The sequence below is a fragment of the Pelagibaculum spongiae genome, assembly GCF_003097315.1.
Classification (GTDB): domain Bacteria; phylum Pseudomonadota; class Gammaproteobacteria; order Enterobacterales; family Pelagibaculaceae; genus Pelagibaculum; species Pelagibaculum spongiae.
Genome location: NZ_QDDL01000006.1, coordinates 114,035 through 138,232 on the forward strand (window position 1 = coordinate 114,035; position 24,198 = coordinate 138,232).

Annotated in this window: 21 protein-coding genes; 18 read left to right on the plus strand and 3 right to left on the minus strand. The window is 41.8% G+C overall.

Annotation, left to right across the window (positions count from 1 at the left end; all coding sequences use genetic code 11):
- The first annotated feature begins 111 nt into the window (after positions 1–111).
- The 16 genes from tssB (at position 112) to argF (ending at position 18,345) form a co-directional block, all read left to right on the plus strand.
- The gene (gene tssB, locus DC094_RS14685; RefSeq protein ID WP_116687879.1) at positions 112–612 is read left to right on the plus strand and encodes a type VI secretion system contractile sheath small subunit; all 501 of its coding nucleotides are present in this window, start codon (positions 112–114) and stop codon (positions 610–612) included.
- Positions 613–633: 21 nt separating this feature from the next.
- On the plus strand, positions 634–2,121 hold the full coding sequence (gene tssC / locus DC094_RS14690) for a type VI secretion system contractile sheath large subunit (protein WP_116687880.1): 1,488 nt from the start codon (positions 634–636) through the stop codon (positions 2,119–2,121).
- 24 nt (positions 2,122–2,145) lie between these two features.
- Positions 2,146–2,631 (plus strand): hypothetical protein, encoded by a 486-nt coding sequence (locus DC094_RS14695; RefSeq protein ID WP_116687881.1) that lies wholly within the window; start codon positions 2,146–2,148, stop codon positions 2,629–2,631.
- 12 nt (positions 2,632–2,643) lie between these two features.
- The gene (locus tag DC094_RS14700) at positions 2,644–3,114 is read left to right on the plus strand and encodes a hypothetical protein (protein ID WP_116687882.1); all 471 of its coding nucleotides are present in this window, start codon (positions 2,644–2,646) and stop codon (positions 3,112–3,114) included.
- An 8-nt stretch (positions 3,115–3,122) separates the two neighbouring features.
- A complete protein-coding gene (locus tag DC094_RS14705; RefSeq protein ID WP_116687883.1) occupies positions 3,123–3,968 on the plus strand; it encodes a type VI secretion system accessory protein TagJ in 846 nt (281 codons plus the stop codon).
- The gene (gene tssE, locus DC094_RS14710; RefSeq protein ID WP_241504062.1) at positions 3,949–4,464 is read left to right on the plus strand and encodes a type VI secretion system baseplate subunit TssE; all 516 of its coding nucleotides are present in this window, start codon (positions 3,949–3,951) and stop codon (positions 4,462–4,464) included. The genes DC094_RS14705 and tssE overlap by 20 nt, the downstream gene beginning before the upstream one ends.
- Positions 4,465–4,481: 17 nt before the next feature.
- Positions 4,482–6,368 (plus strand): type VI secretion system baseplate subunit TssF, encoded by a 1,887-nt coding sequence (gene tssF / locus DC094_RS14715; RefSeq protein WP_116687884.1) that lies wholly within the window; start codon positions 4,482–4,484, stop codon positions 6,366–6,368.
- Complete coding sequence (gene tssG / locus DC094_RS14720; protein WP_116687885.1) at positions 6,332–7,345, plus strand: type VI secretion system baseplate subunit TssG; 1,014 nt, start codon at positions 6,332–6,334, stop codon at positions 7,343–7,345. Before tssF ends, tssG begins: the two co-directional genes overlap by 37 nt.
- 54 nt (positions 7,346–7,399) lie before the next feature.
- The gene (gene tssH, locus DC094_RS14725; protein WP_116687886.1) at positions 7,400–10,150 is read left to right on the plus strand and encodes a type VI secretion system ATPase TssH; all 2,751 of its coding nucleotides are present in this window, start codon (positions 7,400–7,402) and stop codon (positions 10,148–10,150) included.
- Between the two features lie 8 nt (positions 10,151–10,158).
- Positions 10,159–12,450 carry a type VI secretion system tip protein TssI/VgrG gene (gene tssI / locus DC094_RS14730; protein ID WP_116687887.1) on the plus strand — a complete coding sequence of 764 codons (2,292 nt, stop codon included), beginning with the start codon at positions 10,159–10,161 and terminating at the stop codon, positions 12,448–12,450.
- A gap of 678 nt (positions 12,451–13,128) precedes the next feature.
- The gene (locus tag DC094_RS14735; protein ID WP_116687888.1) at positions 13,129–14,313 is read left to right on the plus strand and encodes a metallophosphoesterase; all 1,185 of its coding nucleotides are present in this window, start codon (positions 13,129–13,131) and stop codon (positions 14,311–14,313) included.
- Between the two features lie 96 nt (positions 14,314–14,409).
- Positions 14,410–15,696, plus strand: a complete 1,287-nt coding sequence (locus tag DC094_RS14740; protein WP_116687889.1) for a deoxyguanosinetriphosphate triphosphohydrolase — start codon at positions 14,410–14,412, stop codon at positions 15,694–15,696.
- Positions 15,697–15,843: 147 nt separating this feature from the next.
- Positions 15,844–16,539 carry a PspA/IM30 family protein gene (locus DC094_RS14745; protein WP_116687890.1) on the plus strand — a complete coding sequence of 232 codons (696 nt, stop codon included), beginning with the start codon at positions 15,844–15,846 and terminating at the stop codon, positions 16,537–16,539.
- A gap of 47 nt (positions 16,540–16,586) precedes the next feature.
- Positions 16,587–16,823, plus strand: a complete 237-nt coding sequence (pspB, locus tag DC094_RS14750; protein WP_116687891.1) for an envelope stress response membrane protein PspB — start codon at positions 16,587–16,589, stop codon at positions 16,821–16,823.
- A complete protein-coding gene (locus tag DC094_RS14755; RefSeq protein ID WP_116687892.1) occupies positions 16,805–17,131 on the plus strand; it encodes a PspC domain-containing protein in 327 nt (108 codons plus the stop codon). Before pspB ends, DC094_RS14755 begins: the two co-directional genes overlap by 19 nt.
- A 212-nt stretch (positions 17,132–17,343) precedes the next feature.
- Positions 17,344–18,345, plus strand: a complete 1,002-nt coding sequence (gene argF / locus DC094_RS14760; protein WP_116687893.1) for an ornithine carbamoyltransferase — start codon at positions 17,344–17,346, stop codon at positions 18,343–18,345.
- Positions 18,346–18,401: 56 nt separating this feature from the next.
- On the opposite strand, the gene DC094_RS14765 is transcribed toward argF, so the two are convergent.
- The 3 genes from DC094_RS14765 to rhlB are packed head-to-tail and all read right to left on the minus strand — an operon-like array spanning position 18,402 to position 21,985.
- Complete coding sequence (locus tag DC094_RS14765; protein ID WP_158527341.1) at positions 18,402–19,190, minus strand: methyltransferase domain-containing protein; 789 nt, start codon at positions 19,188–19,190, stop codon at positions 18,402–18,404.
- Complete coding sequence (gene ppx, locus DC094_RS14770) at positions 19,190–20,686, minus strand: exopolyphosphatase (RefSeq protein ID WP_116687895.1); 1,497 nt, start codon at positions 20,684–20,686, stop codon at positions 19,190–19,192. The genes DC094_RS14765 and ppx overlap by 1 nt, the downstream gene beginning before the upstream one ends.
- 9 nt (positions 20,687–20,695) lie before the next feature.
- Complete coding sequence (gene rhlB, locus DC094_RS14775) at positions 20,696–21,985, minus strand: ATP-dependent RNA helicase RhlB (RefSeq protein ID WP_116687896.1); 1,290 nt, start codon at positions 21,983–21,985, stop codon at positions 20,696–20,698.
- Positions 21,986–22,178: 193 nt separating this feature from the next.
- Here rhlB and trxA point away from each other — a divergent pair, with 193 nt between their 5' ends.
- Together trxA and rho are read left to right on the plus strand one after the other, a co-directional pair.
- Positions 22,179–22,505: a thioredoxin TrxA gene (gene trxA / locus DC094_RS14780; RefSeq protein WP_116687897.1), complete on the plus strand. Its 327-nt coding sequence runs from the start codon at positions 22,179–22,181 to the stop codon at positions 22,503–22,505.
- A 294-nt stretch (positions 22,506–22,799) separates the two neighbouring features.
- Positions 22,800–24,059: a transcription termination factor Rho gene (gene rho / locus DC094_RS14785; RefSeq protein ID WP_116687898.1), complete on the plus strand. Its 1,260-nt coding sequence runs from the start codon at positions 22,800–22,802 to the stop codon at positions 24,057–24,059.
- The last annotated feature ends 139 nt before the right edge of the window (positions 24,060–24,198 follow it).

Sequence of the window (24,198 nt, forward strand, 5' to 3'; positions counted from 1 at the left end):
AATTAGAATTTTTAAGTTTGGAACTGCTTCACATAAGTTGAATTAGCTAGTAATTATTTTTTGAAAATTGTCTATTATGACAAGCAGCGAATAAGACAGAGGATTTGCTCAATGGGCAGCAGCCAGAAATTTATCGGAAGAAATCGAGCTCCTAGAGTTCAGATTGAATATGACGTTGAAGTTTATGGAGCCGAAAAAAAAGTTCAACTTCCTTTTGTTATGGGAGTAATGGCGGATCTTTCAGGGCAGCCATCTGAGAGCTTACCTCCAGTCGGTGATCGGAAATTTCTTGAGATTGATGTAGATAATTTTGACGAGCGAATGAAAGCGATGAAGCCGAGAGCGGCTATGAGGGTTGAGAATACATTAACTGGCGAAGGCGAGTTGAATGTGGATTTAACTTTTGAATCGATGGATGATTTTTCGCCAGCAGCTATTGCAAGAAATGTTGAGCCGCTTCGAAAATTACTAGAAGCACGTCAGCAACTATCTAATTTAGTTACTTACATGGATGGTAAAGAAGGGGCAGAAGAGTTAATAGCCAAGGCAATTAATGACCCAGCTTTGCTGCAATCTCTGGCTTCAGCGCCAAAGCCTGATGATGCTGAATAAAGAAATTTGAGGAAGAAAAAAATGGCTGAAGAGTTAGAAGGACAGCAATCGCAATCAGAGACCATTGAAGTTGACGAGTTTACTTCGCTATTAACTAAAGAGTTTAAGCCTAAATCAGACAAGTCAAAAGAAGCGGTAGAGATAGCAGTTAAAACTTTAGCAGAACAGGTGCTTGCTGATTCGAGTGTTGTTTCTGGTGATGTGATTTCTTCGATTGAAAGTATTATTGCTGAATTAGATAAAAAATTATCGGATCAAGTTAATCAAATCATTCACCATGAAAATTTTCAGAAAGTCGAAAGTGCATGGCGTGGTTTGCACTATTTGATTAATAATACTGAAACAGATGAAATGCTGAAAGTTCGTGTAATGAATATCAGTAAAAAAGAACTGCATAAAACACTTAAAAAATATAAAGGAACGGCTTGGGATCAAAGTCCTCTTTTCAAAAAAATGTATGAACAGGAATACGGACAGTTTGGTGGTGAACCATACGGTTGTTTGGTAGGTGATTACCATTTTGATCACAGCCCACCTGACGTTGAATTACTTAGTGAAATTGCCAAAATTTCTGCTGCTTCACATGCTCCATTTTTAGCTGGTACAGATCCGAAAGTGATGCAAATGGAATCATGGGATGAATTAGCTAATCCAAGAGATTTAACTAAGATTTTTTCTACGCCTGACTATGCAGCATGGCGGTCATTACGCCAATCTGATGATTCAAAATATCTTGGTCTTACAATGCCCCGCTTTCTAGCAAGATTACCTTATGGATCAGCTACAGACCCAGTCGAAGAGTTTGATTTCGAAGAAATCACTGAAGGTGGTAATCACAGCAAGTATTGCTGGGCTAACTCAGCTTATACCATGGCAGTTAATATTAACCGTTCCTTTAAAGAATATGGTTGGTGTTCAAGAATACGTGGCATCGAATCAGGTGGTGCTGTTGAAGGCTTACCTTCTCATGCATTTCCTACTGATGATGGTGGTATAGATATGAAATGCCCCACTGAGGTTGCAATTAGTGACCGACGTGAAGCTGAATTATCTAAAAATGGTTTCTTACCATTAATTCATAAAAAGAATACAGATTTTGCTGCATTTATCGGTGCGCAATCATTACACGAACCTGCTGTTTATGACGACCCTGATGCAACGGCAAATGCGAATCTTGCAGCAAGATTACCGTATTTATTTGCTACTTGCCGTTTTGCGCATTACCTGAAGTGTATCGTGCGAGACAAAATCGGTTCATTTAAGGATCGTGATGCAATGCAAGCTTGGTTGCAAAAATGGATTTTGCAGTATGTCGACGGTAGTCCAGCATCTTCAAGTGAATCTACTAAGGCTAGAAAACCTCTAGCTGAAGCTGAAGTTATTGTTGAGGCTGATGAAGAAAATCCAGGGTATTATCGCTCAAAATTCTTTTTACGGCCCCATTACCAGTTAGAAGGTTTAACGGTTTCTTTACGATTGGTTTCCAAATTACCATCCGCAAAAAGCTAACTTGATTAACAAGAGGACTTTACAATGGCTTCAATTTTTGAAGAACTGCAGCAAGGCCACCATACAGACTTTATGGAAGTCGATGGTTGGGATAATCAAATTCAAGATGAAGACTTTCCAACAGGATTCAGGTTGTTGAGCTATTCGCACAGTATTGCAAAAACAGGACAAGGCGCACAATTTGCCCCCAAATCTGTTGTAGTACAACGAGGAACTGGTTTTGGGTTTCTGGCTACTGCAGCACTAAATGGTATGAAAATTCCCAGTGCTGTTATTCACTCACGACCTGGTAATGCGGGAACTGCCGAGTCATATACTGCAGAACTTACAGGTGTAATTATAAGAATCGGATCTATCGGAATGTATCCTGGCTCTGTAGTTGAATATGACAGCGTGACAATTTCTGCTGATGAAGGGAAATTTAAATTCGCTGAGGTTGATGCTTCAGGTGTGGAGAAGCAAGCTCCAACAGAAGCTGGTCTAAACAACATTACACGTACATTCACTTAAGGAGATAACACCATGGCAGATTCAAAAGTTTGGGTTCAGTTTGATAATCATTTGGAGGGTGTAGTCATGACCAAATCAGTTGGTAGGGCTTATAACTGCTTTGGGTGTACGTTGACAGCTAATGGCCATGATTCAGATGTGGAAGAGGAGGGTGGTGTTAAAGGAGAATTTTCTGCCTTTATACAACCAAGATTCCATGAAGGATTATTTTTCCAGGAAGATGCATTTAATGTCATCGATACCATGACAATTTCTAAAACAGCCAAAGATGACCAAGGTGTCTCCTTTATTAGAGAGCAAGCTGTATTAACAGGAGTCAGTCTCACATCAACTGGTTTTAATAAATCTGCTGGTGATACTGATCGTCTGTTGAGTATTGCAGGCACATATAACGATGCAACATATATTTTCACACCGGTTGACGAAGCTGGTGCGGCAGCTGCAAAAGTTGAAGCTTTTGACACGTCGTGTGCGGGGGGTTAAACGATTTAATGAAAGCATCAAGCGAGCAGCTCATAAAACAAGGCAAGCTCACTGAAGTTATCCAGTATCAGGTTGATGCGGTAAAGCATCAACCTGATATTGCGAAAGAAAGAATTTTTTTGTTTCAGTTATATTGTTTGTCAGGGCAATGGAAAAAAGCGCTGGTACATTTAAATGCTTCGGCAAAGCTAGAGCCGTTAGCACTCGCTATGGCTCAAGCTTATAGAGAATGTATTGGGTGTGAGATTTTTCGAGCTGAAGTTTTTTTAGGCAAGCGAAAACCATTAATTTTGGGTGAGCCCCCTCATTGGATTTCGGGTGTTATAGAAGCTCTTTCTGAAAAAGATCCAGATAAAGCTTCTTCTATGAGGCGAGTTGCATTTGAAAATGCCGAAGCAAGTTCAGGAAAAATTAATGAAATTGATTTTGAGTGGATAGCAGATGCAGATTCAAGAATTGGTCCTGTACTTGAAGTAATGGTCAATGGTAAATATTTTTGGTTACCATTTTCCCATATCAAAGAAATCCAAATAGATGCGCCCGAAGATTTAAGAGATTTCGTGTGGATGCCTGCACGATTTGTTTTAATCTCTGGTGGTGAGCTCATGGGTTTTATTCCTTCGCGGTATCCCGATTCGGAAAACAATCAGGATGAATTAGTAAGGCTGGCTAGAAAGACAGTTTGGGAATCTTTTGGGGACAATGAGTTTTTTGGTTTTGGCGCACGTCAGTTAGTAACTAACAGTCAAGAAATTAGCCTTTTTGAAACCAGAAATATTACAATAAATTTAGACTATGAAAAATCGCAATTAGACTCAGAAAAGAACTCAGCTGATGTTCAGCCTGATGACTGAATTCAATCAATCTGAGCATTTACAGCCCTCTCTGTTAGATCGTTTGACAGACTCAGAACCGAATAAACAGGTTGAATCTCTCTCTTCGCGTTCTTTAGGCATGGATCAGTTGAGAGCATGTGTCCAGAGGGATTTGGCTTGGCTTTTAAATTCAACTTCAATTAGTCCGTTGGTCGATTTTAGTGAGTTTGATGAATTACCTTCTTCCGTTGTCAATTTTGGTGTTCCTGAATTTTCAGGTGTTAGTGCCTCTAGTTTAGATATTAAAGATATTGAAAAGGGTATTAAGCAGTCGATATTAAATTTTGAGCCTCGGCTAATGAAAGGGAGCGTAAAAGTTTCATCGGTAAGCCGTGATGAGATGAGCGAGAATGCAATTAGTTTCGATATTGAAGCTAATTTTTGGGCGCAGCCTGTTCCAATTCGTATTCTTCTTCAGTCAGACCTGGATTTAGAAACGGGTGATTTTATTGTCCGTGAGAAAACAGGCTTTTAATAGTAGGAAGGCATTAAATGGATCCGCGTTTTCTGACATATTATAACAGGGAGTTACAGCACATTCGTGCTGCTGCTGAAGAATTTTCTCGTGAGCATCCTAAAGTTGCCTCTCGCCTTGGCATAGAAAGTTTCGAATGTGCTGATCCTTATGTTGAAAGGTTGTTAGAAGGTTTTAGTTTTGTTGCAGCAAGAATACAGTTAAAACTTGAAAATCAATTTGATAATTTCATCTTACATTTGCTGGAAATGGTTTACCCGCACTATTTATGTCAAATACCCGCAATAGGAATAGTTGAAATAAATCCAAATTTATCTGAATCTTCTTTATCTGAAGGATATTTAGTTAAAAAGGGGGCGGTATTAAAGAGTACTTTAGCTAAAGGCCAACAAACACCTTGCCAATTTACTTCTACACAAGATGTTACTCTTTGGCCATTGCAAATTAATGAAGCAACTTATCTTTCAAGTGCAGCACAAGCTGGTTTCGCCTTACCGACTATCCCAGGACTAAGAGCCGGATTGAGAATAAATTTTTCAGTAACGAACAGTAACCCAGTTAGTCAAATTTCATTAGATCAACTTGTATTGCATTTAAGAGGAAGTGATCAGCAGGGAGCGCTTATATATGAACAGGTTATTTCCAATTGCATTGGTATTGCTGTAAAACCGCCCAGTCAATCAAAGGCAGCGGCAGAAAAACCTTTTTATAGAATTATTGACAAAAAAGAAATTAGACCTATTGGCTTCGATAAAGAACAATCACTTTTGCCGTATACTGATCATTCTTTTGATGGTTACAGAGTAATATCAGAGTTTTTTCATTTCCCTCAAAAATTTCAATTTGTAGAAATATCTGGTCTAAAAGAGGCATTAGTAGATTGTGAATTGAATGAGTTTGAACTTGTTTTTCTTTTTGATAGAGCTGAGCATCGGCTTGAAAATTCTGTTAATTCAAGCAATGTTTCTCTTCATTGTACGCCAGTTATCAATCTTTTTGAAAAACGATGTGACCGAATATCAATTGATAAAAAATCAAACGAATTTCATGTATTGCCTGACAGAACGAGGCCAATGGATTTGGAAGTATTTCAAATTCTTGAAGTGATGGGTTACGGGGCTGACAAAGATCCAGATTTTGAATTTAGACCCTTTTATTCTTATTCAGATCAAAATAAAAATAAATCTTATTACACAATGCAAAGAAAACCTAGGGCTTTTTCTTCAAAGCAAAAGAAGAAAGGTCCAAGAAGTAGTTATTTAGGGACAGAAGTTTTTATTTCATTAATTGATAGCGAAAGAGCAATTAGCTCTGGGGACTTAAAACAAATTGGAATAAAATCATTGTGTACTAATCGTGATTTACCTCTAATGATAAGTACTGGACGGGGGGCGACCGATCTTAATCTTGTTGGGGGTGCTCCTGTGTCGTCTGTGCGTTTTTTGTCTGGTCCAACCAAACCAAGAGCGTCATCTGTTGTAAGTAAAAGAGAAAGCGCATGGAAGTTAATTAGCCATTTGAGCCTCAACTACCTCTCACTTGTTGATAATGATAGGCATCAAGGTGCGGCAGCGCTTCGTGAAATGCTATCTCTTTATTGCGATCCGAATGATCAAACCGCTCGAAAAATGATTGATGGGATTAAATCGGTTTCTGCTGAAGGGGTTACTAGAAGGTTGCCTTTTTCTGGACCGGTTACATTCGGCCGTGGCCTTAGAGTAGATTTACATTGTGAGGAATATGCATTTGAAGGAACAGGGTTGTTTCTTTTTGGTGCAGCAATGAATAATTTCTTGCAAAAATATGTTTCATTAAACTCTTTTGTGGAGCTTAAGTTGCATTCAAGTGAGCGTGGAGAAATACACAAGTGGCCAGTGAAAGCAGGCAAAAGAGATCTCCTATAGATTTTTTTGATGAAATTAGCCAAGCCCCATGGGAGTTTGGTTTTTATCAGACAGTGAGAGATATTGAAGCAGTATCAGCTGATAAACCTAGGCTTGGTAATGCTGTGATGCTTTCAGATGAGCCGATCCGATTAGGTCAAACCCCAAGCTTAAGTTTTGCTCCTGCTGCATTGTCAGGTTTTTCTAAAGCGAACCAATTTCGTGCAGTTCCTAGGTTGGATGTTAATTTCCAAGGGTTGTTAGGGCCTAATGGCCCTATGCCTTTACATATTACTGAATACGTATATCAGCGAGAAAGACACCATAACGACAGCACATTAAGAAATTTTCTAAATATTTTTAATCACCGCTTATTAAGCTTGTTTTATAGAGCGTGGGCGAATACTGAGCCTGTATGCAATGCTGACCGTGATGATGACCGCTTTAGGAAATATATCGGAGCATTTCTTGGTATTAGCCTAGATACGATGACTCATCGAGATAACCTCGATGATAATGTTAAGTTGAGTAATGCAGCGAATTTTTCAAATCCAACTAAAACAACTGATGGCCTGTCCAATATTTGTGCTAATTTTTTGCAGGCGCCAGTAAATATTGTTGAATATGTTGGTCATTGGCTGGAGCTTCCTGAGGAAGGTTATACTGTACTTTCTGAAGTAAATATTGGGTGTGATTTGGGAAAAACTGCTGTACTAGGTGCTAATGTTTGGGATAGGCACAGCAAGTTTGCAATCGAGATTGGTCCTTTGGATTATTCTGAATACAAAGACTTGCTCCCGACAAACCCAGTATTTACTGCTTTGACAGATCTTATAAAAAACTATATAGGATTCGAGTTTTTATGGGAGGCTAGGTTAATAATTAAATCTAGCCAAATCCCAGAATTGAAGCTATCAGGAAGGCAAGGCTTAGGCTGGAATTGCTGGGTTGGAGATCCTGGAGATAAAGATCGGATGGATTTAGCGCTTCAATTATAAAATATGAGTTAACCAGCTACATTGTCTAACTGGCTGAAAAATTGGGAGATTGGCATGACAGAAATAAGCCGAGTTGCATTATTTGGTAAACTGAATCAAGTTGCCTATAAAGCAATAGAAAGTGCGACTGTATTTTGTAAGATGCGAGGAAATCCTTATGTTGAACTGGTGCACTGGTTACATCAAATTCTTCAATTACAGGATTCTGACTTACATCGAATAATTCAACATTATGATTTGAACCCTTCTGTTTTAGCTAAAGACTTTACTGCTGCATTAGACCGATTGCCTCGTGGCGCTTCATCGATTTCTGATTTATCTTCACATGTTGAAGAAACGGTTGAAAGAGCTTGGGTTTATGCTTCACTGTTATTCAATGATCGGCAGGTGAGAAGCGGTTATTTACTAGTAGGCATTTTAAAAACTAAGGATTTAAAAAATGTACTATTAAGTATTTCCAAAGAATTTGATCGTATTCAGCTCGACAATCTTACTGATCGTTTTGATGAAGTTTGTACGGATTCTCCCGAACAGGGTATGGCTGCATCAGATGGTTTTGATGCGGGTACTCCTGGCGAAGCATCTAGTGCTATGGCGCCAGCTGAAATGGGGCGTGGAGAAGCTCTAGCCCAGTTTACCCAAGATTTAACTGAGCAAGCCAAATCTGGTGAAATGGATCCAATTGTTGGGCGTGATGAAGAAATACGTCAAATGGTAGACATTTTGATGCGTCGCCGACAAAACAATCCAATTTTGACCGGTGAAGCCGGTGTTGGTAAAACCGCAGTCGTTGAAGGTTTTGCCCAAAAAATTGCTTCGGGAGATGTCCCACCTCCACTTCGTGATGTTCGTTTGCTTTGTCTTGATGTTGGCCTGATGCAGGCTGGTGCGAGTATGAAAGGTGAATTCGAAAATCGCCTGAAACAAGTGATTGAAGAAGTCCAGTCTTCAGAGCGCCCCATTATTCTATTTATCGATGAAGCGCATACTTTGATTGGTGCTGGTGGTGCGGCGGGCACAGGAGATGCTGCTAATTTACTTAAACCTGCCCTAGCTCGAGGTAAGCTAAGAACTGTTGCAGCGACAACATGGGCTGAATATAAAAAGCATATTGAAAAAGACCCAGCTTTAACCCGTCGCTTCCAGGTAATTCAGGTTGATGAGCCTGATGAAGAGAAAGCTATCCAGATGATGCGTGGTATGGCTGCTGTAATGGAAAAGCACCATGCTGTTCAGGTGTTAGACGAAGCATTGGAAGCTTCAGTTAAATTATCCCACCGCTATATACCTGCCCGACAATTGCCAGATAAGTCTGTCAGTTTATTAGATACCGCCAGCGCTCGTGTGGCAATTAGTCAATTCGCTGTTCCTGCCGAAGTTGAAGATACTAGGAATAAAATTTCTGCTCTGGATATCGAGTTAGAAATTATAAAGCGTGAAGAAAAAGTGGGTATTGATACCTCTGTTCGTGAGAAAAAAGCAATTGAAACGCGTGAAGTAACGGTTGCTCGATTATCAGAATTGGAAGCGCAATGGGGTAAGGAAAAAGAATTAGTTGCTGAAATTAACCAATTGAAGATGACTATTACTGGCGCAGAGGCAGAGGCAGAGGCAGAGGCAGAGGCAGAGGCAGAGGCAGTTGAAATAGAAGCGTCTGCTGAAGTTGATGGAAGTGTTGCTAAAGAAGCACCAACAAAAGCACAACTAGCTTTAGATCCTGAGCAAGCGAAAGGCCAGCTAACTCAGATGCAAGAACAATTACAAAAGCTTCAAGGCGAGCACCCATTGATTTTGCCATGTGTGGACTCTCAAGCAGTTGCGTCAGTTGTTGCTGACTGGACTGGTATACCCGTTGGTAGAATGGTTAAGAATGAGCTCGAAACAGTTCTAAATCTGGATAAATTATTAGCCGAACGAATTATCGGCCAAAATCACGCTTTAGAAATGCTTGCTAGACGAATTCAAACATCGCGGGCAAGTTTAGATAATCCTAACAAACCTATTGGTGTGTTTATGCTGGCAGGTACTTCCGGTGTCGGTAAAACTGAAACAGCATTAGCATTGGCAGAAACACTTTATGGTGGTGAGCAGAATTTAATCACTATTAACATGAGTGAATTCCAAGAGTCCCACACCGTCTCTACCCTGAAAGGTGCGCCTCCCGGTTATGTAGGCTACGGTGAAGGTGGCGTATTAACAGAAGCAGTTCGCAGAAAGCCGTACTCTGTTGTGTTATTAGATGAAGTAGAAAAAGCGCACTCTGATGTGCATGAGATCTTTTTCCAAGTATTTGATAAAGGTTGGATGGAAGATGGTGAAGGTCGTCGGATAGATTTTAGAAATACTTTAATCTTGCTGACAACTAATGCTGGTACAGATTTAATCATGGATTTATGCGCCGATGAAGACACTAAGCCGGAACCTGAGGGTATGGCTAAGGCATTGCGTAAGCCACTGCTTGAAGTATTCCCTCCAGCACTTTTGGGCCGTTTGGTAACTATTCCATACTACCCATTGAATGACGAAATTATCGGTCAAATTGCACGTTTACAATTAATTAGAATTGAGAAGCGTGTTAGAGAACATCATAATCTTGACTTCACCTATGATGATTCAGTAATTCAATTAATTACTGAACGTTGTACTGAGTTAGATAGTGGCGGTCGATTAATAGATGCAATTCTCACTAATACTGTATTGCCGAAAATCTCCAAAGAATATTTAACTCGTTTGGTTGATGGTAAAAGTATTAATAGGATCCATATATCAGTTGATACTGGTGAGTTTTCTTATAGTTTTGACTAGGAAAGAAAATGCCTGAATATGATAGTCATTTTAAAGTTATTTCTGCCGAAGCAGGAACGTTCGAAATAATTAAAATCGAATATGAAGAAGAGCTGGGGCAGCCTTTTGTTCTTCAACTTGACTTAGTTGAAGTTATTGCAGAAACAGATACTGGTCCTGAGGATATTGTAACTCCTGATGCTATTGTCGGTAGTAGTTTTTCTCTTGAAACAAAACTGGCGCAAGATAACAAAAGGCAATTCAATGGAATAGTCACAAACTTCGTTTTTGATGGCTATGATCGGAATTTTATTTACTATAAAGCAAGAGTTGAGCCGACATTTTCTTTGTTGCGCCAGATTAGTGACTGTAGAATTTTTCAGGAATTACCAGTAGACAAAATTATTGAAGATGTTTTAGGAGAAATAGGTGTTTCCTGTGATCTTTCAGGTATTTCTGGGAGCTATTCTGAACAAGAAGTGGTCGTTCAGTACAATGAAAACACTTTCGATTTTATTAGCAGATTAATGCAAGAAAATGGAATTTTCTATTATTGGGAGCATACTGATTCTGATCATATGATGATGCTTTGTGATGATGCGACGTCATTTTCTGCTTCTACACTTTTTGATGGCCCCGTTTCTTTTTATAAAGGAACGCTTAATAGATTTCCTGAAATGGATTCAGAAAATTTACCAGAATTTTCATGGCCAGAAAAAAAGTCAGATAATCAGCAGTTTTCGGCTGATCAGTATGGTAGTCAGGATCTTGGGATTCCCTCTGGATATTATGTAGCTACTGGAGCTTTGATTCAGGGGCAAGCAGAAAAAAATCATGCTAATTTCCTTGAAGAAGATTCTTCTGAAAAGATTTTTTCGCTTAAATCTGTAGGGCGGCATACTTCGGCAGGATTTGCATCGATATCTCAAAATCCAATTGAAACTGCAACGCCTATTGAGTCTGTAGAAGTAGCTGTTCTCGAATTTACTCCAGAATTTAGTGGCGAGGGTTTTTATGAAGCAAACCTACAAGCTTTAGATGAAGAAACTAGTACGGTTTTTGCTAAAGTTCGCACTGAAGCTTTGGCGGTTGACCAAAGTAAATATATTGGAGAAGGCACGGTTTGTTCAATGGAAGTTGGTACAACCTTTGAAATGTCTGATCATCAGATAGCGGTGTTTAATCAAGAGTACCAAGTCAATTCTATCCATTTGATTATTGTCGATCCGTTGGATGTGGAAGGTTGGAATGCAGCGAGAGTTGGCAAAGCGATTTATCGCAGTCGATTTTCTTTGCAGGCTTCAGGCACGGCTTTTAGAAGCGTGTATACCACTCCAAGGCCAAAAATTTCAGGGCCTCAGCTTGCTAAAGTTGTTGGACCTTCATCAGATGACATTTTTACTGATAAATTCGGTCGCATAAAAGTTGAATTCTTCTGGGATAAAGAATCAGAAGGGGACGACACAGCTTTTTGTTATATCCCGGTATCTCAAAGCTGGGCAGGCAATGGTTTTGGCAGTCAGTTTATTCCAAGAATTGGTTCTACTGTAGTGGTCAATTTTATGGACGGTAACCCCGATAGGCCTATTTGTACGGGGTGTGTATATAACGATGTCGATAAGCCACCATTTGCATTGCCAGATGAAATGAATAAGTCAGGTTTTCGTTCAAAAAGCACTCCTGATGGTGGTACTGAAGATTTTAACGAAATCATGTTTGATGATACTGCTGGTGAAGAAAAGCTCAGTATTACTGCTCAGTTTGACTACGAAACCAAAGTCAAAAACAACATGAAATTAGAAGTTGCTAAAGAAACGGAGTTCAAGCTTACCGATAAAGTTGCTGGTAAATGTGAAGCGGCTGTTACTTTGGAATTTGAAGACACTTATGATGCTAAGTACGCAGCAGCGGTTTCTCTTGAATGTAAAGATGCTTATACGCTGGAAGCCAAAGAAGTAGCGGTTACTGGCAAAAGTGAAATTGCTTTTGATGTCGGCGGTTCTAAGTTTGCAATGAGCTCTTCAGATATAAAGATGGAATCTGGTCCTGCCAAGATTGAGATGGGATCGTCGGGTATCAAAATGGAATGTGCTGGTGCTAAATTCGAGCTTGGATCTTCTGGGTTTAAACTGGTATTTGGAAGCACTAAGATTGCAGGCACTGCTACAAATATTGATATTTTAAGCCCTGTTAAATTGAACATGAAGGGAACATTAGCATCGCTTGAAGCTAACGGAATGCTTAAAATTAAAGGTGCTTTAGTTAAAATGGAGTCAGCTGGACCTCTAATGTGTAAAGGCATGCCAATAATGCTCAACTAGAAAGCTTGTAATAAATAGAATATCTCATTGCCAGGGAAGGTAATTTAGAGAATTGGAAATAGGTAAGACCGCTAACACCAGATGATTGGTAGGGCAATTTTAGGAAGCTGTCTTGACGAGCGTCAAATGATATGCAGAATAGAGGTCAAGAGCTTGATCACAAGCCAGATAAAAAGAAAGGCCCGTTGAGGAAACGGACCCAAAATGTCTCTTGCTGCGAGACCTAATCTAACAAAAAAACGCTTTATCGCCCTGATATGCATCAGGGTCTACTTCTTTTGGTAATAGATGTAAATACTAAAGTAATACTTCCATACAGGGAGACACCAAAAGTTGAAGGTTGTGAATAAAATATAAGAATGTTTCTTGAAAAGTAGATCTGGAATGGATTTGCTGAATTGCGGACAAAAAAAAGGTCCGTTGAGGAAACGGACCCAAAATGTCTCTTGCTGCAGGACGTACTTTACCCCTTTCCCTATTTGTCACCCTGACTTGAATCATATTACCTCTTTGTGGGTAGGGTTGTTTGTTACCTTTTGATTCGCATCAAGTTCTATCTATCCCAATTTCTGGTTGAAATAATTCATTTATCGGTCACTATTGGCTGTTAATGTAAGCAAATAGCTTGCTTGGCTGATTCAGCCAGTTATCAAATAAGAATAAAAACAAGGGATAACCATGAATTATAAGGCAGTCAAACTTTCTAGCTTGCTACTGGGGCTTGCACTCGCTGCTTGCAGTGATAGTAATGCACCTGCTGAAACTCCAACTCCTGGAGATGACCAAGCCCAGCAACCAACAGAGCAGAGCTTTTTGGTGATCGGAGATATGGGAACTGGCGACATTAAACAGCTACGAGTTGCGGCAGCTATGGAGCAAGTTTGTGGTAGCCAAGGTTGTGACTTTGTTATTGCCACCGGCGACAATATTTATGAAACCGGGGTTAAAAGCGTCGACGATGCTCAGTTTCAAAGCAAGTTTGAAACGCCTTATGAAAACTTTTCTATTCCGTTCTTTCTGACTTTGGGTAACCACGACAATACTTCTCTGATTCCAGGTGTTTCAACCAGTAACCAGCGCGGAGACTTTCAGGTTCTATACGCTGCCAGTGATGAAGCGATTAAGAATGGCCGTTGGAAAATGCCAGCACGCTATTACCAAGTATCACTTCCTTATAAAGGGCGTCAGCAACAGATCTATTCAGATCCGTTGATTGACCTGTTCTCGATCGATTCATCGCCGCTGACTGGCGTGATGCGAGATCTTGATCCAGATTACCAGCCAAGAACCTATAAAAAAGTAATGCAGCAGTGGATGGACGCCGCTTTAGAGCAAAGTCAGGCGCGTTGGAAATTTGCTTTTGCTCATCATCCTTATTTGTCTAATGGCAAGCATGGTAACGCTGGACATTATGATGTTTTCTCCGGTACCAATAATATTTTCCCATATGAATCAGGCTGGATTTACAAGAAGTTCCTTGAAGAGACGGTATGTCGTAATCAAGGCAACCAGAGGGGTGTGAATGTTTATTTCTCCGGGCATGACCACGACTTGCAATGGCTGAAGTCAGTCGAGCCATGTAGCGACACTCAATTAATTCATTCAGGCGCTGCCGGCAAAGCTCGACCATTTAAAGATGCGCAGCGTAATGAAGTTTATTGGCAGAAAGATTTAACGCTGGGTTTTTATCATATCAAGGCGACGAATGATCAGTTGCAGGTGAAGGCTTATACTCTCGACCCAGAAGTTGAAAATGCGCAACCACAATTAGCTTGTGAAGGTGTGATTAATCATCCAACTCTTACCGGTGCCGGACAGGATGCTGTGATCGTAGACTGCACCAGTGAAGCTGCTTCGATTTAGGTTGCTTCACAAGCTAGGGTAAACTGCCAATACTAGAGGCGATGCTGATTAATTTCAGTGTCGCCTTTTTTATTACTTGGGAGTTGTATTGTGACCATGCACTGGAAACAATTACTCAGTGAAACGCGTGTTGGCGGTAGCAAAGAAGCAGAAACAGGCCGTAGTCAATTTCATAAAGATGTAGATCGAATTATTTTTTGCGATGCATTTCGCCGCTTAGCCCATAAAACCCAAGTACATACGCTGACAGAAAATGATCATGTGCATACTCGCCTTACTCATAGTTTGGAAGTTGCTAGTTTGGGCAGAAGCATGGGCAGCCGAGTGGGGCATTTATTACAGCAACAGCTCCCTCAAAATATAACTCCAGATAGCTTAGGAGCAATTGTACAAGCTGCAGGCCTCGCGCATGACATTGGCAATCCGCCATTTGGCCATGCTGGAGAAAATAGTATTCGCCGATGGTTTGCTTCGTCTGAAGCAGAAACTTTTCTCGAACCTCTGACCGCCGAACAGGTGAAAGATTTAACCACTTTTGAAGGCAATGCCAGCGGCTTTCGTCAACTAGTGCGGGTTGAGCAATACCTCGATCAGGGCGGTATTCGCTTAACCGCAGCAACCTTAGGTGCTTCAATAAAATATCCATGGTGCAGCAATCAATCTTTAGCCAAAGGTAAATTCTCTATTTATCAGGATGAAATTGAAATTGCCCGTTTGCTCGCAAGTGACCTTGGACTAATTAAAGAATCAAATGATCAATGGGCTCGGCATCCATTAAGCTTTTTAATGGAAGCGGCGGATGACATTGGTTACGCAGTGATGGATTTAGAAGATGCAGTGGAGCTGGGTTTACTGCAATTTGAAGAACTGTTGCCATTGTTTGAAGATTTATTAGGAAAACAAGTTTACCAATATATAAAAAAAGATTTTTCCCAGCGTCGCCAATTAGCATTAATGCGAGGCCAAGCAATGGAATTAATGGTTAATGAAATATGCGACAGCTTTGTTGCTAAAGCCCCTCAATTATTAGCCGGTGAAATTAATCGTCCGCTGATTCATCAACAGAGCCAGAATCCGGCATCGAAAATGGTGCTGAAAATGAAACAACTGGGTAAAGAAAAAGTCTATCTAGATAGTGGTGCAACTGCGGCGGTGTCTACGGCAGATCGAGTATTGCCGCAATTATTACAGCCATTGATTAGTGCAGTTTACCGGGACTGGCAAAACCAACCACTCACCAATGAAGATCATCAGTGGCTATCCTACCTTGATGAATCTGTCGGCCTAGCAGAGCTCTCACTTTACCAGCGCTACCTGCGGGTAATGGACTTTGTTGGTGGTTCCACTGACCGGTTTGTTTGTAATTTGGCGAGTAAAATCTGAAGAGATTCCAAAGTGATTAGAATGAGAGGTTCGATGCTCTGAGTAAATTTTTTTGTCGTTGCAGTTGACATATTATGTCTGGAGATCCATTCTCTAGCCATCGACATAATATGTCGCAAGCAAAATATTCACTCAGGAGATTCAACCATGTCCATTTTCTCTAAAATTGTGACTGCAATTCGTGGCGGTGCCCGTGAAGCTGGCGAAGCAGTGGTCGACTCCCAGGCAACCCGTATTTTCGAGCAAGAAATCAAGGATGCAGAGCATCACTTGAAAAAAGCCCGTGAAGAGCTGACTGGAGTAATGGCAGAGCAAATGAAGCTAGAGCGGCAAAAATCCACTTTGAAAGCTGATATCAACGAGCATGAAGGCTTTGTAGAAAAGGCGCTGCAACAAGGTGACGAATCTTTAGCGATGGAAGTTGCCGAAAAAATTGCCGTGATGGAAAACGAAGTTTCTGAGAAAGATGTTATTTTGGAAAATTGTGTTGCGCAAATTGCACGTTTGAAAAAACTAATTTCGCAAGGTGAAAAACAAATGGCAGAACATCGCCGTCAGTTATCGATGGTCAAGACTACGGAAAGTGTGCAAAAGGCGACCTCGGCGATCAGCGATAGTTTTATTAATTCAAGCTCCAAGCTGAATAATGCTAAAGAAAGCTTGGATCGAATTAAGAATCGCCAGCAACGCTATGATGATAAGTTAAAAGCTGCCGAAGAATTACAGTCTGAAATGAATGGCGATGATCTGAAAGACCGTTTGCGTAAGTCAGGCATTACAGGCGAAGCCAAACCAAATGCCAATGCAGTGCTGGAGCGGTTGAAGAAGAAACAGGGCCAATAGTTCTGTTTCTAATAATTGTTTAAAGTGAGATCAACCCGGAGTAGCCGATGAGTACTTTGATGACTTTATTGATAATTCTGGCTTTCCCCATTGTGCTGGTAGCAGTACCTCTGTGGTTGATTCTTTATTTCCGCAATCGATATCAGGCAGATCACTCTGCCAACCATCAAGATCGAAAGCGTTTTGACAGTGCTTGTAACGAAATAAAGCATTTACAGAAACGACTCGAAAATCTTGAGGCAATTCTTGATCAGGAAGCTCCAAGATGGCGAGAAAAAGATTAAAACAACCATCGCCGGTGATATTAGGTGTTGCCGGTGTCATTGCTAAAGAGTTGAAAGTTTCCCCTCTGGCAGTTCGAATCGTAATGGTGCTGTTATTGATAAGTTCTTTTGGACTCATGACACTCGGCTATTTCGGCTTATGGGCCTGGTTTAACAGCAATGGCATGTTGACTAGCCATACCGCTTTTGATGACGATGATATGGACTGGATGGATCGCGATTTGAAGCAGTTAGATAAACGATTGGATCGATTGGAAAGCTGGGTTGCTGATAATGATGTCAGATTAAGAAGCGCATTTAGAAAGTAAGGTCTTATATAACGGGCTGCTTTTGAATAGTAATTTTGAAATTTTTCCGATAGAAGCTGACAGACTGTTAAGCACCGTAAGGGTTAATCTAGCCTCGATAGAGCAAATCTGTTGGGGCTTTTTTTTGTCTGGTTGTCGATGGAGGTTATTGCTGGTTGTCGATGATCAATTGGCTGGTTATGATCAGTTTTTAACAAGGCGGGAAGTACAACATGCCATTCAATCTGCGTAACCGGAATTTTCTCAAGCTGCTGGACTTCACTCCAAAGGAAATCCAGTTTTTGATCGACCTTTCTATGGACTTGAAGAAGGCCAAATATGGTGGTTATGAACAACCACGATTGAAAGGTAAGAACATTGCGTTGATCTTTGAAAAGGCATCTACCCGAACCCGCTGCGCTTTTGAAGTGGCAGCTTTTGATCAGGGTGCGCAAGTTAGTTATATCCATGGCGGCTCACAGATTGGCCAAAAAGAAACCATGAAAGATACCGCCCGTGTATTAGGGCGAATGTATGACGGTATTGAGTATCGTGGTTATGGTCAGGCGATTGTTGAAGAGCTAGGGGAGTTCGCCGGTGTTCCGGTATGGAATGGCCTAACCGATGAATTTCATCCCACCCAGATTTTGGCCGATTTCTTGACCATGATTGAGCACGGTGAAGGCCGTCAATTAAACCAGATGTCTTTTGCTTATCTAGGCGATGCTCGAAATAATATGGGCAACTCACTGATGGTCGGTGCTGCAAAAATGGGCATGGATATTCGGTTGGTGGCACCAAAAGCTTTCTGGCCGGAACCAGCATTGGTCGCTGAATGCCAAAAAATAGCCGAACAAACCGGTGCAAAAATTCTACTTACCGAAGATGTTGACCAAGGTGTTAAGGGTACAGATTTCTTATATACCGATGTTTGGGTATCGATGGGTGAATCAGATGCAGCATGGGATGAGCGAGTTAAGTTAATGCTGCCTTATCAGATCAATGCTGAAATGATGGCGAAAACTGCTAATCCTAAAGCTAAATTTATGCACTGCTTACCGGCGTTCCATAACTCCGATACTGTTGTTGGTAAGCAGGTTGCTGAAAAATATGGATTGGAAGGATTAGAAGTTACCGAACAAGTTTTTGAATCAGAAGCATCGATTGTTTTTGATGAAGCTGAAAACCGTATGCATACGATTAAAGCGGTAATGGTTGCTACGCTGGGAAGTTAGTTTTTACGACGCACAATTGCTGATAAAAAACGCCGACTGATTTAATCGGCGTTTTTTTATGGCTTGCTGGCAAAAAAATGAATGTAGCGAGCCAGATTTTTAAAAGGTTCTAGCTGGCTATACATCTGTTCAATTTGCTGCAGCTTTTCAAGTTCAGTTTCTGATTCTTTCCAGTCACCTTGCAGCCAATCACCAAAACATCGAATGCCGGTTTGGCTTTTCAGGGTTAGGCCCCACTGGTTAATCCAGCTTAATACTGTGTCTGGTTTTTGCGGGTTGGTCGGTGTCAGTGTTTTTCCAGTGCCACGAAACTGCTGGGCCAATACTCGATCCAGATTACCGCGCACAATATTAAAAAATATCAGTGCGTCGAGATTATAAGCCATTAACGAAAGCCAGCCGCCAGACCGGATCATTTCAGGTAACACACTTAAGGTTTCTTGTGGGTCCGCCAGCCATTCGGTTACCGCATGGCATAAAATACCGTCGAATTGCTCGCCAGCCAGCCAATGGGGTAATTCCTGAATGGGGCTGTGTAGCAAGGTGATCTGACTTTCTAACCCTGCATCACGAAAATTTTGGTGTGCTAGTTCCAGCATGGCTTCCGAGTAGTCACACAAAGTAATTTTGTGCCCCTGGGCGGCCAGCATTAATGAAAACTGTCCTTGCCCGCCGCCGGCATCAAGAATATTTAGTGGCTGCTGGTTTAACTCTGGAATTTGCTGGTTAATATCTCGCCATAAAGTTTCCAGCCGTAATTGTCCTTTGCGGCTGGTATAAATATTTTTTTGAAATCTCTTAGCTAAAGAATCGAAGTTCTTATCTGTTTGCGGTTTCTGACGCACTATTCTGCTTCCACGTCTAACAACATTCCGGCAGTTTTAAGAAAATCTTTTTCTTCATCTAGGTCTCGCTGGGTCAGAGGGTGCAGCTTTAACCATTCTTTTGGCAAAACAATTTTCAAACGAAAATCATTGGCAATTAACCGAAATGGTGGCAAAGGTGCATCGTGGCGAGAGTGGTGCAAGATAATTGCCAATCGCAGCAAGCAAGCAAGTCGCTTGCAGCTATCTTGTAAACTGACAGGTAAATCGTGAATCACCTGGCTAGAAAATTTACGACGATGTAAGCGAACCAAGGTTGCTAGCACTGATTGATCGAGTCCGCTGAATCCAGCCAAATCAGAATGACGTAAAATATATTCGCCATGTTTTTGGAACTGGCTATGCGAGATATCCAGGCCGATTTCATGTAGTTTGGCAGCCCATTCCAACCACAGGCGAGCTTGATTATCGAGCGCCCATTCATCGGCAACTTGCACGAAACAGGTTCGAGATGTTTCACAGACCCGACGCATTTGCGCGGTATCTAATGAATAGCGCATGGTTAAAGCACCAATCGTTCGATCGCGGACATTTTCATGACCACTTCTGCCGATAGTGTCGTATAAAGTGCCTTCTCGAACGGCACCATCAGAAATTGTCATTTCAACAATTTCCAATTCTTTGAATAAACCAATTAAAACAGCGACACCCGGCGCGAAATTAAATCGTCGTTCGTCGCGTAATCCCGGTAATTCAAGCTTTTCGACATTACCTTGTTTGATCAGTTCTTTGCGTAACGATTGCAGCGCTTCAAGGGTGATTTTTCCATGATTCAACTCCATCGCTTCTAGTACCGATAAAACAGTTTTGATGGTGCCAGAAGAACCAACGGCTTCATCCCAGCCGGTATCAATATAATTACGGCTGATTAATTGAACTTGCTGGCGAGCAGCCATTTCGGCTTCACTAAAACCATCGCGTGTGATTTTGTCATCGGTAAAAAATAACGCACGATAACTGACGCAGCCCATTTGTAGGCTTTCAGTTAAAATTGGTTCAAAACGACTGCCAATAATAAATTCAGTACTGCCACCGCCAATATCAACCACTAGGCGTTTATCTGCATCATCAGCCAAGGTGTGCGCCACGCCTAAATAGACCAAGCGCGCTTCTTCTCGACCGGCTACTAGCTCGACTTGGTGCCCCATAATCTGTTCAGCTTTGTCTAGAAAAAGCTGACGATTTTTAGCGATCCGCAGAGTATTGGTGGCAATAATCCGAACCGTCTGAACTGATAAGTCTTGTAGCCGCTGGGCAAACCGCTCCAGGCAATCCCAGCCACGCTGCATTGCCTCATCATTAAGAATTTTATCTGCAGATAAGCCAGCACCGAGTTGTACTTTTTCACCCAGCTTTTCGATGATTTTTAACTCGCCGCCATCGGCGCGCGCAATCACCATATGAAAACTGTTAGAACCAAGATCGAGAGCGGCAATCGTAAATTTACTTCTATTCATACTGCGAATTTAACTTTTTGGTGAGCGACGAGGTGAGCGCTGGCCAGCAGAATTTGGGCGGCTACCAGAGCGATTTCGTGCATTGTGGGCTGGTTTTTTAGCGATACGTTGTGCAGGTTTTATTTCCTGAGGTAGCTCCACATCACTGATGGCTCGAGTCTCGAGTGAGCGTTCAATAAATGTTTCGATATCAGGAAGGTAGTAGGCGTAATCTTCGCAAGCAAAGCTAATTGCTTCACCACTAGCACCAGCACGTGCAGTACGACCGACTCGGTGAACATAATCTTCACTGTCTTGTGGTAAATCATAATTGAATACATGAGTAACGCCGTCGATATGCAAACCACGCGCGGCAACATCGGTAGCTACCAATAGTTGCAACTCACCTGCTTGAAATTCATTCAATAAGCGAAGACGCTTGTTTTGCGGTACATCACCACTTAACAAGCCGGCTTTTAATCCATTGCCTAATAAATAGCCACAGACTCTATCGGCTGCATGTTTGGTATTGACAAACACCATCGCGCGCTCAGGTTTTAACTGATTCACCAATCCCAGTAACAGAGGGATTTTTTCACTGTTGGCTGGGTGAAATAAAGATTCTTCAACTCGGTTGGCAGTTTTTTTGGTGCTTTCAATGGTGACTTGCTGCGGGTTATTCATGTGCTCGTAAGCTAGCTCATTCACTCGATAAGAGAGGGTGGCTGAGAACAGCATGGATAAACGCTTTTCAGGCGCTGGGCAACGGCGGATCATAAAACGAACGTCTTTGATAAAACCCAGGTCGAACATGCGGTCTGCTTCATCAAGTACCAGTGCATCAACTGCACGCAAATCAAAACAGCGTTGTTTGAGATAATCGATTAAACGGCCAGTAGTACCAATCAAAATATCAACGCCTTGGCTGACCATTTCCATTTGTTGGCGGTAGGCTGTACCACCATAAACACAGCCAATCGAAAAACCGCAGCTTTCAGCTAATAACTTGGCATCTTTTTCAATTTGAACTGCCAGTTCGCGGGTCGGCGCCATAATCAGAGCGCGTGGTTGATTAGTTTTTCGATTTGGATTGGCAGGTTTGGTGAGTAATCGATGGAATACCGCGGTCAAAAAAGCCAGTGTTTTACCGGTACCTGTTTGTGCTTGCCCTGCAACATCATGCCCTGCCAGTAGCTTTTCTAAAGCTTCGGCTTGAATGGGAGTGCAGTGGCTAATACCATTGCGGGCAAGGCCATCCAGCACCGGTTGCGCAAGAGGAAGCTGGTCGAAACGAATGTCGGTCAGGTGGGTGTTGCTCATTTATATTATCTATTTGGGCTTATGCCTAGCCGCCTAGCATAGCAGTCTCGACTAGCCTGACAAAATGACGTAACTGCTAGACGTAGAGACTAAGAAGTATTCTGGATTAGTTGGCTAAGGTTTCTGCCAGTTGAAATCTGTTTTATCGTGCATATATAAGGTGAGCATTAATGCATCATCAGGAGAATTAAGAATGAGTGATCATATTGTTGCAGTGACTGACGGCGACTTCGACGAGAAGGTACTGCAGGCTTCCGGGCCAGTCCTGTTAGATTTCTGGGCAGAGTGGTGTGGTCCTTGCAAAATGATTGCTCCTATCCTGGATGAATTAGCAGAAACTCTGGCAGGTAAAGTTACTATCGCCAAGATGAACGTGGATGAAAATAACGGCACGCCAGCTAAATTTGGCGTTCGTGGGATTCCAACACTTTTGCTGTTTAAAGATGGTGAAGTGGCCGGAATGAAAGTCGGTGCGCTGTCTAAGTCACAGTTACAGGCTTTTATTGAAAGCAATATTTAAATCGTTTTCTATACACCATGGCAGCGTTTTACGTTGCCTGGTTTATATTCAAGCGATTAAAAAAGTGTGACAAGTAACGGGGGTTTTTGACATGGAACAAGCACCCTGTTCAAAGGTTTGCTGGACAGCCCGAAAGGGATCACATACACTCCAGACAAATAGATTCTATTATAACCCCCTCGACTAACTACTTATCTGAACCGGACTTTCGGGAAGTTCTGCAAATTGTTACTCAAAGCTTTGCATTGAGTTATCAAACGCAGGAAGAAAAGCCGCACTAATCAGTCATGAGCTATGAACCTAACCGAGCTTAAGAAAAAACCCGTCTCAGAATTAATGGATATTGCCCAAGAGCTGGGTCTAAACAGTATCTCCCGTTCTCGCAAGCAAGATATGATTTTTGCCATCCTAAAGGCTCACGCCCGAAGTGGTGAAGACATTCACGGCGATGGAGTATTGGAAATTTTGCAAGATGGCTTCGGCTTCTTGCGATCAGCAGACAGCTCTTATCTGGCAGGCCCAGACGACATTTATGTTTCTCCCAGCCAAATCCGACGATTTAGTCTGAGAACTGGTGATACCGTTGCAGGTAAAATCCGGCCGCCAAAGGAAGGTGAAAGATATTTCGCTTTGCTGAAAGTGGATCAGATTAACTTTGAGCGACCAGAAGCTGCTAAACATAAAGTTTTGTTTGAGAGTCTGACGCCACTTTTCGCTGATGAACGAATGTCAATGGAGCGTGGTAATGGCAGTACCGAAGACATCACCGCTCGAATCATCGATCTTTCTGCACCGATTGGTAAAGGCCAGCGTGGCCTAATTGTTTCACCGCCGAAGGCTGGTAAAACAATGCTGATGCAGAATATCGCCCAGAGCATTTCGATTAATCACCCTGAATGTTACTTAATGGTATTGCTGATTGATGAGCGCCCAGAAGAAGTAACAGAAATGGAGCGTTCGGTTCGAGGTGAAGTGATTGCTTCTACCTTTGATGAACCAGCAAGCCGTCACGTTCAGGTTGCTGAAATGGTCATCGAGAAAGCCAAACGTTTGGTTGAGCACAAAAAAGATGTAGTGATCCTGCTGGATTCGATTACTCGTCTGGCACGTGCTTACAACACTGTTGTGCCGTCATCAGGCAAGGTGTTGACTGGTGGTGTTGATGCTAACGCATTGCATCGTCCAAAGCGTTTCTTTGGTGCAGCACGTAATGTGGAAGAAGGCGGAAGCTTGACCATTATTGCAACTGCCTTAGTAGATACTGGCTCTAAGATGGACGAAGTAATCTACGAAGAATTTAAAGGCACCGGTAACATGGAGATCCATCTGGATCGTAAGGTTGCTGAAAAACGTCTTTATCCGGCGATTAATATCAACCGCTCCGGCACCCGTCGTGAAGAAAAGCTGTCTACAGCAGCTGAATTGCAAAAGGTTTGGATCCTGCGCAAAATTCTCCACCCGATGGATGAGTTGTCAGCGATTGAATTCTTGCTGGATCGCTTGAAAGATACCAAGACCAATGCGCAATTCTTTGATTCGATGAAGCGCATTTGATCTGAAAAATCTTTAAAAAAGGGCCTGCGGGCCCTTTTTTATTACCAGTCAAAATAATCGATGCGCTAAAAATGTTTTAGCGGCTAAAATGGTCTTACCGATCTGAATGATCATTCAGATATCGCACCGGCATAACATT